We start from the raw sequence: 12998 nt of genomic DNA, 5'->3' as shown, positions 1-12998 counted from the left end.
GAATCAACCTTGCATATTTCATTAACTTCCGATAAAATAGAACGTGGGGAAATGGCGTTCAAGAAGGAGGCTTCCTATGGCTGTCAAACGAATCTTTGTGGAGAAACGTCAGGGATTCTTCGATATTCCCGCACAGCGGCTCTGTGACGATCTAGTGGAGACGTTTCGCCTGACGGATTTGCGTGCCGTGCGCATCATTACACGCTATGACATCGAGGGACTGAGCGACGAGGAGTTTGCGCAGGTACGAAACATCGTCTTTGCCGATCCGCCGGTCGATACGGTCTATGAGGATGCACTGCCGTTCTTTTCAGATGCGCGGATGTTCGCGATCGAGCCCTTGCCGGGGCAGTTCGATCCGACAGCGGCAGCGGCGGCGGAGTGTGTGCAGCTCGTGACACAGGGGGAGCGTCCCGATGTGCGGACGGCACGCGTCATTGTTCTGATTGGAAAAATTGATGATCGTGTGTATGAGCAGATCAAGGCGTATCTCATCAACACGGTGGAGAGCCGTGAGGCATCGCTTGCAACGCCTGCCACACTGGAGAGCCGCATTGTGCAGCCGATGGACGTGGAGGTTCTCGCGCAGTTCAATCAGCTCTCGCGGGGGCAGCTCGAGCAGTTCCGTAGGGAACATGGCTTTGCGATGAGCGAGGCGGATCTCGAATTTGTGCAGCAGTATTTCCGTGACACGGAGCGTCGTGCCCCGACGATTACGGAACTGCGTGTCATTGACACCTACTGGTCAGATCACTGCCGACACACGACATTTACCACGGCGATTGATGCCGTGAATATCGAGAACGGCTTTTTCTCCCTGCCGATCATCGAGACCTATCAGCAGTATACGGATGATCGCAGGGCGGTCTATGCGGGCGACAAACGCGATATGACACTTATGGATATCGCCGTCATCGGGATGAAGGTGCTGCGCGCAGAGGGCAAGCTGAAGGATCTCGATGAATCCGAGGAGATCAATGCGTGCAGCATTCGTGTGACCGTCGATGTGGATGGCAAGGATGAGGACTGGCTTCTCATGTTCAAGAACGAGACACACAACCACCCAACGGAGATTGAGCCGTTCGGCGGTGCGGCGACCTGTCTCGGCGGCGCGATCCGTGATCCTCTCTCGGGGCGTTCGTATGTCTATCAGGCGATGCGTGTGACGGGGGCATCCGACCCGCGTGTACCGATCGAGGAAACACTGGCGGGGAAGCTCCCACAGAAGAAGATCACGCTCGGTGCAGCGGAGGGATACAGCTCCTACGGTAACCAGATCGGACTTGCGACGGGACAGGTGCGCGAGATTTACCACAAGGGCTATCTCGCAAAGCGCATGGAGATCGGTGCGGTCATCGGTGCCGTACCCGCCGCGCAGGTGGTGCGTGAATGTCCGCAGCCGGGAGATGTCATCATCCTCCTCGGCGGGCGTACGGGACGTGACGGCATCGGCGGTGCGACGGGCTCGTCGAAGCAGCATACGTCAGACTCTCTTACTACTTCGGGGGCGGAGGTGCAGAAGGGAAATCCTCCGACGGAGCGCAAGATTCAGAGGCTTTTCCGGAACCCTGAGGTCAGTCGCATGATAAAGCGCTGCAACGACTTCGGTGCGGGCGGTGTTGCCGTTGCCATTGGCGAGCTTGCCGACGGGCTGACGATCGATCTCGATGCCGTTCCGAAGAAGTATGAAGGGCTGGATGGGACAGAGCTCGCGATCTCAGAGTCGCAGGAACGCATGGCGGTCGTGCTCGCACCGAAGAATGTCGCTGCATTCCTGCGTCATGCGGATGCGGAGAATCTCGAGGCGACCGAAGTCGCCATTGTCACAGCAGAACCGCGCCTCGTCATGAAGTGGCGCGGCAGAGAAATCGTGCGGCTTGCACGCAGCTTCCTTGCAACGAACGGTGTGCGCCAGCACGTTCGCGTTATCGTTGAGCCGCCCAATGAAAAAAATCCATATCTGCAGCAGCTTCCGCCGCTTGTGAAAAAAGTGGGACGTGCACTCGAGGATATGTGGATCGAGAATTTGCGTGATCTCAATGTGTGCAGCCAGAAGGGATTGGGTGAGCGGTTTGACGCGACGGTCGGTGCTGCTTCCGTACTTATGCCGTTTGGAGGCAAGAACCAGCTGACTCCATCGGAGGCGATGGTGGCAAAGCTGCCTGTGCGTCACGGGGAGACGAATACGGCATCCGCGATGGCGTTTGGGTTCAACCCCGATCTTTCGACGTGGAGTCCGTTCCACGGTGCGGTCTACGCCATTGTCGAGGCGGTGGCAAAGATCGTTGCTGTGGGCGGTGAGGCGGCAAAGGTACGCCTAACTTTGCAGGAGTATTTCGAGCATCTCGGTACCGATCCAAAGAAGTGGGGCAAGCCCTTTGCTGCACTCCTTGGTGCGCTGCGGGCGCAGCATGAGATGGGCATACCCGCGATTGGCGGAAAGGACTCCATGTCGGGTTCGTTCGAGAACTTGAATGTCCCGCCGACCCTCGTTGCCTTTGCCGTTGCGACCATGCGCGCCAATGAGGTCCTTTCGCCCGAGTTCAAGTACCCTGGCAACAAGGTCGTCATGATCCCTGTTCCGCGTGATGTGCAGGATCTCCCGGTATTTCCACGCCTCAACAAGAATTTTGAAAGAATTCATCAGCTGATAACGGAGAACAAGGTGTTTTCCGCTATGAGCGTTGGGCGTGGCGGCATTGCGGCTGCGATCTCAAAGATGTGCCTTGGAAACAACCTTGGCTTCAAGTTTACCTCGTTCATCCCCCAGGACGACCTCTTTAAGCCGCTCTACGGAACGATGCTGCTTGAGGTCGCCTCTGCGTTCGATACGGCGGCGAACCTCGCGGGAACGGGGGCGGTCGAGATCGGCAAGACGCGTGATGTGCCGAGCATTATCACGGAGATCGACACCATTGTTCTCAGTGATGTGCATGAAGCGTTTACAGAGCCTCTTGAAAAGATCTTTCCGACGACAGTGCCGCAGATCGTGCGGCAGATCGATCGTCCAACCTATGCACCTTATACGCAGGGCAAATTCGTTGGCAGTTCGGTCAAGATCGCAAAGCCGCGTGTCTGCATCCCCGTATTCCCGGGGACGAACTGCGAGTACGATTCGGCGCGTGCGTGGGAACGCGCGGGGGCGATTCCCGAGATTTTCGTCGTGCAGAATCTCACGCCGAAGGCAGTCGAAGAAACCGTGACGGCACTCGCTGCGGCACTGCGTCGATCACAGATCCTCATGCTGCCGGGCGGCTTCAGCGGCGGCGATGAGCCGGACGGTACGGGTAAATTCATCGCGGCGATGTTCCGTGCACCCGTGCTTGCCGAGGCGGTACAGCGCCTCCTGCGCGATCAGGACGGTTTGATCCTCGGTATCTGCAACGGCTTCCAGGCACTCCTGAAGCTCGGCCTGCTGCCCTACGGGAAGATCACTGATTTGAATGAGAGCTCGCCGACACTGACCTACAACAATATCGGACGGCACGTTTCGCAGACCGTGCGCGTGCGTATTGCATCGAATCTCTCGCCGTGGCTTGCGGGCGTGAGCGTCGGGGATACGCATACGATTGCAGTCTCGCATGGGGAAGGTCGATTCTATGCGGACGCAAAGACCGTGGCGAATCTCCGCATCCGTGGTCAGATTGCGACCCAGTATGTGAACGAAAAGGGAATGCCGACACTCGATCAGCCGTATAATCCGAACGGATCCGTTAACGCCATTGAGGGGATCACGAGCCCTGATGGGCGCATCTACGGGCGCATGGCGCACGCGGAGCGCATTGGTGAAAACATCTCAAAGAATGTGCCCGGTGAAATGAACCAGATGATCTTTGAGTCGGGTGTGTCTTACTTTATGCGCTGATCTTTGGGAAATCAAAAGGCTTCTGTACGAGCAGTTTATTCGTACAGAAGCCTTTTTTGAATCAGATATAGTATCTTTTGCACAGGGCGGTGTATGTTGCCGCGCCCGCATCGGTCAGCAGATAGTAGCTGCCCTCGCGATGGAGGAGGTGCTGATCGATGAGCTCGCGGCTGACGCGGCGCACTTTGCTTTCCTCCCATTTCAGATGGTCGCCGATCTCGTCCGCGTGGTTCTCCGTACTCTCAACGCGTTCAGCCGTATGTCTGCCGATGTGAAGCAGGAAGAGGTCCCGCTGCATCTGCCGCATACTTCTTTTGCGGCGGATGTATGCCGTGACAGCTCCCTTTGGCCCCATGAGCAGGGCAAGCAGGTAGACGAGCATATTTATGACGGCACACAGCCCTGCAATCGAGGCGTTCATATGGACGGCAAGCGCGTAACCGAGAGCGGAGTTCACCATGCTGACGAGGAGGGCGAGGAGGAGCGTGTGCGACAGGTGTTTTGTAAAGAGCAGTGCCGTCGCACCGGGGGCGATGAAAAACGAGATGACGAGAATCGCACCGACCGCGTCGAATGCCGCAACCGTCGTGAGCGAGGTGAGCGACATAAAGGCGTAAAAGAGGATGCCCGTCGGTACTCCGATGAGCCGTGCGTATTCGCCGTCAAACGTGGAGACCTTGAGCTCCTTGTAGAACACGGTGATAAACACTGCAATCAGGAGGGCGAGCCCGCTCATCTTGAGCGCGGCAGCGGGAATCTCCACGCCGCCGATCCCGACCGTGTTCAGCCCTGCGTAGATAACTTCGCCCATGAGTACCATGTCGGTATCGAGGTGGGCGTTCCCCGCATATTTGCTGATGAGTATGACGGCGAGCGCAAAGAGCAGGGGAAAGATGACACCGATCGCATCGTCGTATTTGACAAGGCGCGTCTTGCCGAGCAGCTCGACGAGAGACACCGTGACAACGCCCATGAGTGCCGCACCGAAGAGCAGCCACGGAGAGCCGAGGTCATGCGTTACGAAGAAGGCGAGCACGATGCCGAGCAGAACGGTGTGACTGATTGCGTCTGCCATCATGGAGAGACGGCGCAGGATGAGGAATACGCCGAGCGGTGCGCACGCTGCCGCCGTCAGCAGGAGTACGAGCAGTGCGTCATCCATGTGAGTGCCTCCGTTTCAATACGCTGCCGAGGATGCCCTTTGTCCCGAAAACAATGGAAAAAAAGGCGATCAGCGAGGCAACGAGGATGATGGAGGGCCCCGTCGACATGCCCTGTTCGAGCGTGCTGATGTATGTTCCAACGAGTGCGGAGACGGCACCGATGAGGCTGCTCAGCAGGAGCACGCGTGCAAAGTTGTTCGACCACTGATTTGCCGCAACGCAGGGGATAATGAGGAAGGAGCTGATGAGGATTGCGCCGACTGCCTTGATTCCGATACCGATGACGGCAATCGTCATGACGAGCAGGAGGAGGTTCAGCAGTCGGCAGGGCAGTCCGACCACCTCCGCATACTCCGCGTCAAAGACGAAGAGCTTCAGCTCCTTGTAAAAGAGCAGCAGGAGCGTGAGCACGAGGGCAGACACGACGGCGATCAGCAGGACATCCGCCTCAAGCATGTATGCCGCCTGTCCGAAGATGTACGTCCCGAGCCCCGCCTGTGACGCGCCCGCGTAGTCGGGATTTCCTTGGATAAAACTCTTGAGTGCCATACCAAGACCGAAGAAGCCCGAGAGGAAGATTGCGAGGTTTGCATCGAGCCCCAGACGCTTGTCCCTGTGCGCGAGCTGGATGAGCGCGTAGCTTGCCGCACCTGCCGCGATTGCTCCCGCGAGGAGGATGACGGGGCTGCGCGTCGCGAACGCCATGTAGGCAAGGATGATACCGGGAAAGGTCGAGTGCCCGATTGCATCACCGATGAGGCTCTGCCCCTTGTAGACGCTGAATGCGCCGACGGGGGCGGCGGCGACGGCGAGGATAATGCTGCCGAGCGCGACAATCTGAAAGGTGTAGTTCGTCAGAATGTCCATCGCTCACTCCTTCACACGGTAGGCGCGCGCGAGTGCCGCCTCCTTGTCGATATCTGCGAGATAGTCCGATGCCTTTACCGTGCGGTTCAGCACGACGAGATAGTCGAAATAGGCATCGAGTGTGCTGAGATCGTGGTGGACGGCGATGACGGTGCGCTTTTCTTTTTGTAAATCCATGAACTTGTCCATGATGATGCGTTCCGTCGTCTCGTCAACGCCTGCAAGCGGCTCGTCCATGATGTAGAGCTGTGCGTCCTGTGCGAGTGCGCGTGCGATGAAGACGCGCTGCTTCTGCCCGCCCGACAGCTCCGAGATCTGACGGTCGGCGAAGTCTGCCATCTTCATTTTATCGAGCGCGTCCATCGCCAGAGCGCGATCCTCCTTGCCGGGGCGGCGCACAAGTCCCAGATGCGCATATCGTCCCATGAGCACGACATCGAAGACCGTCGTCGGGAAGTCCCAGTGTACCGAGCCGCGCTGCGGCACATAGGCGATCTGCTTGTGCACGGCGGAGAGTGCCTTGCCCCAGAGACGCACTGCGCCCGAGACGGGCTTCAGCAGCCCGAGGATGCCCCGCAGCAGGGTGGACTTGCCCGCGCCGTTCGGTCCTACGATCGCACAGCGCACGCACTCCGGCACATCGAGGTCGATGTCCCAGAGCACGGGGGTATCGCGGTATGCCATTGTGAGGTCTTCGACGTGGATCACACTGTTTGTTCCTGTCATTCTGAGCCCCTTCTGTATGGTTTGGTATGTTGCCATGCGATGCTCCTAAGCGAACCCTAGTGGAGCAAGCGAGTAAAACGTGCGGTATGCCCCGGCGGATTTCTTTCGTTCAAGCGAAGCGCGTTTAAGAAGTCCGCCGGTATTTAAGCATACAAGCACGTGATCGCTTGCGCAACTAAGTGTTCGCGTGGAGTTCGCAGGGCATATGAACAGTTACTTCAAATGCGAAACAATCAGATCAATGTTGCTGCGGTACATCGTGATATAGGTGTCGCCCTTCTGTCCGACGGGCGCGAGTGAGTCGGAGAAGAGCTCGCTGCCCTCGCCGCCGACGATCTCCACATCGAACCCCTTCGTCTTGCAGACCTCCTGCAGCTTCTTCATGCGCTCGGGATTTGTCGTGCTCTCGGCGAACACTGCCTTGACTTTATGGTCGACAATGTAATTTGCTGTCTTTTCAATATCTGCATTTGCGACCTCGGAATCTGTGCTGACACCCTGCGGTGCAATGACGTTCACATGGTAGCGATGAGAGAAGTAGTTGAATGCGTCGTGCGGTGTGACGAGGTTGCGCTGACCCTCGGGAATCTGTGCAATCTTCTGTGTGATCTCCGCATCAAGGGCATCCAGATCGGCGAGATACTTCTTCAGATTCTCTTGAATCTCCTTCTCGTGTGCGGGAACGAGCTTAATGAGTTCGGCTGCCGCCGCTTCCGTCGCCTGCTTGTAGAGCGCGACATCGAACCAGAAATGCGGGTCGACGATCTTCTTGCCGTCCTCCTCCATGTAGTTGATGTTCGCGTCCGCAAAGTTCTTCGTGACCGCGACCCCCTTCTTCTCAAGCACCTCTGCCATCTTGCCCTCGAAGTGCAGGCCGTGGTAGAGGAGGAGATCTGCCTTCTTGATCTTTTCAAGGTCGGCAGGCTGCGCGACGTAGAGATGCGGATCCTCACCTGCGGGGATAATCAGCTCGATGTTCACATAGTCGCCCGCGAGCTGTTTTGTCATATCCTGTAAAAATGAGGTTGTGACCGTCACGGTTTTCTTCGTGTCGGCTGCCTTGTCGCTGCCTGTGCCTCCTCCGCCGCAGCCGACGGCGACCAGTGCCATCATGGCGAGTGCGAGGGTGAGCAGGAATCGTGGGAATAATTTTTTTGCGTGCATATTTGCACCATCCTTTCATTTGTATTGAGAATAGCACAAAAATTGAATCTTGTAAATGAGAAAATTTCTCAATGATGATATTTTTATAAATGAAAAGCGTCCCTGCACGAATACACAGGGACGCCAATATGTGTTTTCCAAATTATTTTCCGAGCAGCTTCTCTTTCAATGCGCGATAACGAATCGTCTCATATGCACCAATCTGGGACTCGGGATGGTCGCTGCCGTAGGCACGCCCGCTAACGGACAGCAGCGGCGGCGATTGGATGCGCTTGGCGACTGCCATGCCTGTATAGAGTCCCCACCAGCGTTCGAGGTCGGCGATAAAGTCTGCTGCCGTTGGGAAATACGCTGCGACAAGCCCTTTTTCACAGCCAATCTGTGTTTCGAGTGTGTTTTTGGCATAGTATTCCAGAATTTCCTCGGGCGTTTCATTGTTTTCTGCAAAGGCACGGAAGAGGTAGTCGTGGTAGAGGTAGCGGATGGGGTCGCCCTTGCCCTCGTCAACGTTCTGTGCGTCGGAGAGTTCGGCACTCGGTACGATGTCGATGATGCCCTGCGGGATGACCTCGCGCCCATAGACACTATTGTTCAGATAGCGTGCGAGGTCGTAGACCTGATACTTCCAGAGGTCGGCGAGCGCACAGAGGAAGCCCGCCTGATCGCCGTAGAGGGTCGCGTAGCCGACAGTGGACTCCGCCTTGTTTGCGTTGCAGGTAAAGCCTGCGCCCCATGCGGCGGCGACGGCGGAGAGGACACGTCCGCTGCGGTCACGTGCCTGCATATTCTCGCGCACGAACGAGGAGATCGTGAGGTGCTCACCCTCTGCCGCACATTTTCCCATGATGGGAACATTCGTGAGTTGATCGACCGTGTGCGTGACACTCTCCTCGATGGGGACGATCATGTGGCGGCAGCCGAGATTGTCCGCGAGCTGTGCGGCAAGCCCCTTCGTTGTTGCAGAGTTGAAACGGCTCGGCATATTGACGAGCAGGACGTTCTCCGCGCCGATCGCGTCGACGTAGAGAGCCGCGGCGACAGCAGAGTCGATGCCGCCCGAGATGCCGATGACAACGCGCTTCATATGGATGCGTGCAAGAAATTTTTGCACGGCATAGCGCAGCATACGGTGGATGGGGGCGATTGATTCCTCGGTATGCTGTGTGACGGCGGGGGGAAGCTGTGCGGTGTCAATCACGCTCACACCCTCGGTATAGGCAGGGGATATTAGGACGCGTTCCCCTTTTTCGTTGAATGCGTGTGCTCTGCCCGGGAAGGCGTAGACGGTCTTGCCCTTGTCTTGTAGTCCAAGCATATTGACATAGAAAATAGACTTATGCTTTTCGCGTGCTGTCTCTGCGAGTGTGCGTGCACCGAAGCAGATGGGGAAGGGCGATGCATCTGCGGCGAGGATGATGTTTTCATTTGGCAGCTCATAGAGCAGCGGAGAGAAATTTGTGCCTGTGCCGTGGAGCGGCGTATGTGCCACCTCGTGCAGTGCGCCGTCCCGCGCCTTCATCAGCGTGCGGCGCACACCCGTGCAGCTATCCGTCTGCGCGGCATTTCCAAAGACGACGGTGATGCCGTCAACGGCTGCGGCAATCTCCTCAGCGTAGTCCGCGAGGTCGCGCAGGAATGCCTCCTGTTTCCATACACCGCCGAGGAAGAGCCCCGAGAGACTGAGCGCAGGAAAAAGGGCAAGCTCCGCACCCGCCGCTTTCGCCTCCTTTATTTTTTCACGCATATGTGCCGCGTTTAGATCCGGACGACCGGGAATGATCTCCATAGAGATCAGTGCAATTTTCATGATGCTGCTCCTTGCATTTGATTTTTAACACGTCAGGATGGTATAATTTAGTAACATAAGTATAGCACACATCATTCGCGAAAGGATGTATACAATGGATTATTTTAGCACGCGCGGTGCGTCGGAGTGTATCTCCTCCGCTGCGGCAATTCTCAAGGGGCTTGCTTCGGATGGCGGGCTCTTTGTCCCCGCATCGTTCCCGCAGATGACGCTCACCGAGATCGAGGCTCTTGTGCCGCTCTCCTATGAGGAGCGTGCCGTACGCATCCTTCGCCTCTTCCTGACGGACTATACAGAGGCTGAACTGCGTGGCTGTGTGGAGCGTGCCTACGGGCGTACGTTCGATGATGTACGGCGTGCGCCCGTGCGAACGGTCGGGGAGCTTGAGGTGCTTGAACTCTGGCACGGGCCGACGAGCGCGTTTAAGGATATGGCACTGCAACTCCTGCCGCAGCTGATGAGCACAGCGCGTGTGAAGGAGGGGGAGCGAGACACGATTCTCATCCTCGTTGCGACCTCGGGCGATACGGGGAAAGCCGCGCTTGAGGGATTTGCCGATACCGAGGGCATCCGCATCATGGTGTTCTACCCCAACGGCGGTGTCAGCCCCGTGCAGCGCCTCCAGATGGTGACGCAGACGGGAGCGAATGTCTCCGTCGTGGCGGTGCGCGGCAACTTCGACGATGCGCAGCGCGGGGTCAAGGAGATCTTCGGCGATGCGGCGATGGCGGAGGAACTTGCCGCGCTCCGCACGAAACTCTCCTCGGCTAACTCGATCAACTGGGGGCGGCTTGTCCCGCAGATCGTCTACTACTTCAGCGCGTATGCCGATCTCCTCGGGGAGCGCAGCATTGCGGCGGGCGATGCGGTGAACTTCACCGTACCGACGGGGAACTTCGGCAACATCCTCGCGGGCTACTATGCAAAGCGCATGGGACTGCCCGTCGGAAAGCTCGTCTGCGCGTCGAATGCGAACAATGTGCTCACGGACTTCCTGCAGACGGGCATCTATGACCGCAAGCGCGACTTCTATCAGACAATGTCGCCGTCCATGGACATTCTCGTATCGAGCAACCTTGAGCGTCTGCTCTACCATCTGACGGAGGATACGGCGCAGGTCGCCGCGTGGATGCGGGAACTCGCAGAGGTCGGAAAATATGACGCGAGCCGCCTCCTGCCCGCACTCCGTGAAAGCTTCTGGGCGGCGTTTGCGGATGATGCTGCGACGGAGGAGGAGATCCGCGCAGTCTATGAACGGACGGGGTACACACTCGACACACACACGGCGGTCGCCTATCGTGCAGCGGAGGGCTATCGACGTGCGACGGGTGACACGCGTCCGATGGTTGTGCTCTCAACGGCAAGCCCGTATAAGTTCGGCGCGAGTGTACTGCACGCGCTCGGTGAGGATACGGCGGGCTTGGATGAGTTCGCGCAGATGGAGCGTCTGCACGCGCGGAGTGGGATGGAGATTCCCGCGCGCCTTGCGGCTCTGCGTGCGGCAGCGGTGCTGCACGAGGGAATCTGCGAACGCGACGGTATGCGTGCGGCGGTTCTGTCATTTGCACGATCATAAGGGGGCGCGTATCAGCGATTTCGTAAGAAAAAACAATAAAATTTTCGTGATAAAGAAGGATTTCCAGACTGTGTGAAGAATTTTCACACAGTACAGTTATCAATGCTTCCCAATCTGTTATTGGAGAAAGAGGTTATATCATGGCAACGATTGATCTGACACAGTACGGCATTACGGGGACGACAGAGATTGTTCACAATCCCAGCTACGATCAGCTGTTCCGCGAGGAGCTTCGCCCCGATCTTGAGGGATATGAGCGCGGACAGGTGACGGAGATGGGCGATGCCGTCAACGTCATGACGGGCATCTATACGGGACGCTCCCCGAAGGACAAGTACATCGTTGACGATGAGACCTCACACGATACAGTCTGGTGGACCTCCGATGAGTACAAGAATGACAACCACCGCGCGACGCAGAAGGCGTGGAACGCCGTGCGCGACATTGCCATCCGCGAGCTCTGCAACAAGCGTCTCTTTGTTGTGGATGCGTTCTGCGGTGCCAATGTGAATACGCGTATGGCCGTCCGCTTTATTATGGAAGTTCCATGGCAGGCGCATTTTGTCACGAATATGTTCATTCGTCCGACGGCAGAGGAGCTCGAGAGCTTTAAGCCCGACTTTGTGGTCTACAACGCCGCAAAAGCACGCGTCATGCACTTTGGCGATCTCGGTCTCAACTCCGAAACAGCAGTCATGTTCAACCTCACGAGCCGCGAGCAGGTCATTATCAATACGTGGTACGGCGGAGAGATGAAGAAGGGTATGTTCTCAATGATGAACTACTACCTCCCACTGAAGGGCATCTCCTCCATGCACTGCTCGGCGAACACGGACAAAGAGGGGAAAAACACAACGCTCTTCTTCGGACTCTCTGGCACGGGCAAGACAACGCTCTCGACGGATAATGCACGTCTGCTCATCGGCGACGATGAGCACGGTTGGGATGACGAGGGCGTGTTTAACTACGAGGGCGGCTGCTACGCGAAGGTCATCAACCTTGACCCTGATGCGGAGCCGGACATCTATCAGGCGATCCGCCGCAATGCGCTGCTTGAGAACGTTACGGTCGATCTTGCAGGGCACGTTGACTTTGCGGACAAGAGTGTGACGGAGAATACGCGCGTCTCCTATCCGATCAGCCACATTGAGAACGTTGTGGTCGGTCATGTCGCGGACAAGTCTGCCGGCCCACACGCAAAGCACGTGATCTTCCTCTCGGCGGATGCGTTCGGTGTTCTGCCGCCGGTCTCGATCCTGACGCCGGAGCAGACGAAGTATTACTTCCTCTCGGGCTTCACCTCGAAGCTCGCGGGTACGGAGCGCGGCATCACCGAGCCGACCCCGACGTTCTCAGCATGCTTCGGACAGGCGTTCCTCGAACTGCACCCGACGAAGTACGCGGAAGAGCTTGTTCGTAAGATGGAGGAGCACGGTTCGCGTGCCTATCTTGTGAACACGGGATGGAACGGCACGGGCAAGCGCATCTCCATTCAGGATACGCGCGGCATCATCCACGCGATTCAGGACGGCTCGATTGACAGCGCACCGACGAAGAAGATCCCATATTTCGACTTCGAGGTTCCGACGGAGCTGCCGGGGGTTGATCCGAAGATTCTTGACCCGCGCGACACCTATGCGAGCCGCTCGGAGTGGGATGAGAAAGCACGCGATCTCGCCGCACGCTTTATCAAGAACTTTAAGAAGTACGAGGGGAACGAGGAGGGCAAGGCGCTCGTTCCTGCGGGCCCACAGCTCTAAGGTGTATTTGCTCGATAGAAAAGGGACTGTTGCACGAACGCCCCTATCGACTCGCTGCGCTCGCCACTTC

General features: G+C 57.4%; 8 protein-coding genes. 3 read left to right on the top strand and 5 right to left on the bottom strand.

The window, feature by feature from the left end; translation table 11 throughout:
• The first annotated feature begins 76 nt into the window (after positions 1–76).
• On the top strand, positions 77–3865 hold the full coding sequence (locus tag HMPREF9334_RS06840; protein ID WP_006692748.1) for a phosphoribosylformylglycinamidine synthase: 3789 nt from the start codon (positions 77–79) through the stop codon (positions 3863–3865).
• A 61-nt stretch (positions 3866–3926) separates the two neighbouring features.
• Here the strand turns inward: HMPREF9334_RS06840 and HMPREF9334_RS06835 are convergent, their stop codons facing one another.
• From HMPREF9334_RS06835 to nadE, 5 genes are all read right to left on the bottom strand, one after another.
• The gene (locus HMPREF9334_RS06835; protein WP_006692747.1) at positions 3927–5027 is read right to left on the bottom strand and encodes a metal ABC transporter permease; all 1101 of its coding nucleotides are present in this window, start codon (positions 5025–5027) and stop codon (positions 3927–3929) included.
• Positions 5020–5895 (bottom strand): metal ABC transporter permease, encoded by an 876-nt coding sequence (locus tag HMPREF9334_RS06830; protein WP_006692746.1) that lies wholly within the window; start codon positions 5893–5895, stop codon positions 5020–5022. Before HMPREF9334_RS06830 ends, HMPREF9334_RS06835 begins: the two co-directional genes overlap by 8 nt.
• 3 nt (positions 5896–5898) lie before the next feature.
• A complete protein-coding gene (locus tag HMPREF9334_RS06825) occupies positions 5899–6621 on the bottom strand; it encodes a metal ABC transporter ATP-binding protein (protein ID WP_039957404.1) in 723 nt (240 codons plus the stop codon).
• Positions 6622–6834: 213 nt separating this feature from the next.
• Complete coding sequence (locus HMPREF9334_RS06820) at positions 6835–7785, bottom strand: metal ABC transporter solute-binding protein, Zn/Mn family (protein ID WP_006692744.1); 951 nt, start codon at positions 7783–7785, stop codon at positions 6835–6837.
• Between the two features lie 142 nt (positions 7786–7927).
• Positions 7928–9592 carry an NAD(+) synthase gene (nadE, locus tag HMPREF9334_RS06815; RefSeq protein WP_006692743.1) on the bottom strand — a complete coding sequence of 555 codons (1665 nt, stop codon included), beginning with the start codon at positions 9590–9592 and terminating at the stop codon, positions 7928–7930.
• Positions 9593–9677: 85 nt separating this feature from the next.
• On the opposite strand from nadE, the gene thrC reads away from it, so the two are divergent.
• The gene (gene thrC / locus HMPREF9334_RS06810) at positions 9678–11168 is read left to right on the top strand and encodes a threonine synthase (RefSeq protein ID WP_006692742.1); all 1491 of its coding nucleotides are present in this window, start codon (positions 9678–9680) and stop codon (positions 11166–11168) included.
• 140 nt (positions 11169–11308) lie between these two features.
• On the top strand, positions 11309–12928 hold the full coding sequence (gene pckA / locus HMPREF9334_RS06805; RefSeq protein ID WP_006692741.1) for a phosphoenolpyruvate carboxykinase (ATP): 1620 nt from the start codon (positions 11309–11311) through the stop codon (positions 12926–12928).
• The last annotated feature ends 70 nt before the right edge of the window (positions 12929–12998 follow it).

It is taken from the genome of Centipeda infelix ATCC 43532 (assembly GCF_000234095.1).
GTDB lineage: Bacteria > Bacillota > Negativicutes > Selenomonadales > Selenomonadaceae > Centipeda > Centipeda infelix.
The sequence above is the reverse complement of the archived record's forward strand: the minus strand, read 5'-3'. Positions and strand labels throughout refer to the sequence as shown.

Bases quoted from the DNA above. Each gene is read 5' to 3' on its own strand.
- HMPREF9334_RS06840 (WP_006692748.1), top strand. From the start codon at position 77: ATGGCTGTCAAACGAATCTTTGTGGAGAAACGTCAGGGATTCTTCGAT.
- HMPREF9334_RS06835 (WP_006692747.1), bottom strand. From the start codon at position 5,027: ATGGATGACGCACTGCTCGTACTCCTGCTGACGGCGGCAGCGTGCGCA.
- HMPREF9334_RS06830 (WP_006692746.1), bottom strand. From the start codon at position 5,895: ATGGACATTCTGACGAACTACACCTTTCAGATTGTCGCGCTCGGCAGC.
- HMPREF9334_RS06825 (WP_039957404.1), bottom strand. From the start codon at position 6,621: ATGACAGGAACAAACAGTGTGATCCACGTCGAAGACCTCACAATGGCA.
- HMPREF9334_RS06820 (WP_006692744.1), bottom strand. From the start codon at position 7,785: ATGCACGCAAAAAAATTATTCCCACGATTCCTGCTCACCCTCGCACTC.
- nadE (WP_006692743.1), bottom strand. From the start codon at position 9,592: ATGAAAATTGCACTGATCTCTATGGAGATCATTCCCGGTCGTCCGGAT.
- thrC (WP_006692742.1), top strand. From the start codon at position 9,678: ATGTATACAATGGATTATTTTAGCACGCGCGGTGCGTCGGAGTGTATC.
- pckA (WP_006692741.1), top strand. From the start codon at position 11,309: ATGGCAACGATTGATCTGACACAGTACGGCATTACGGGGACGACAGAG.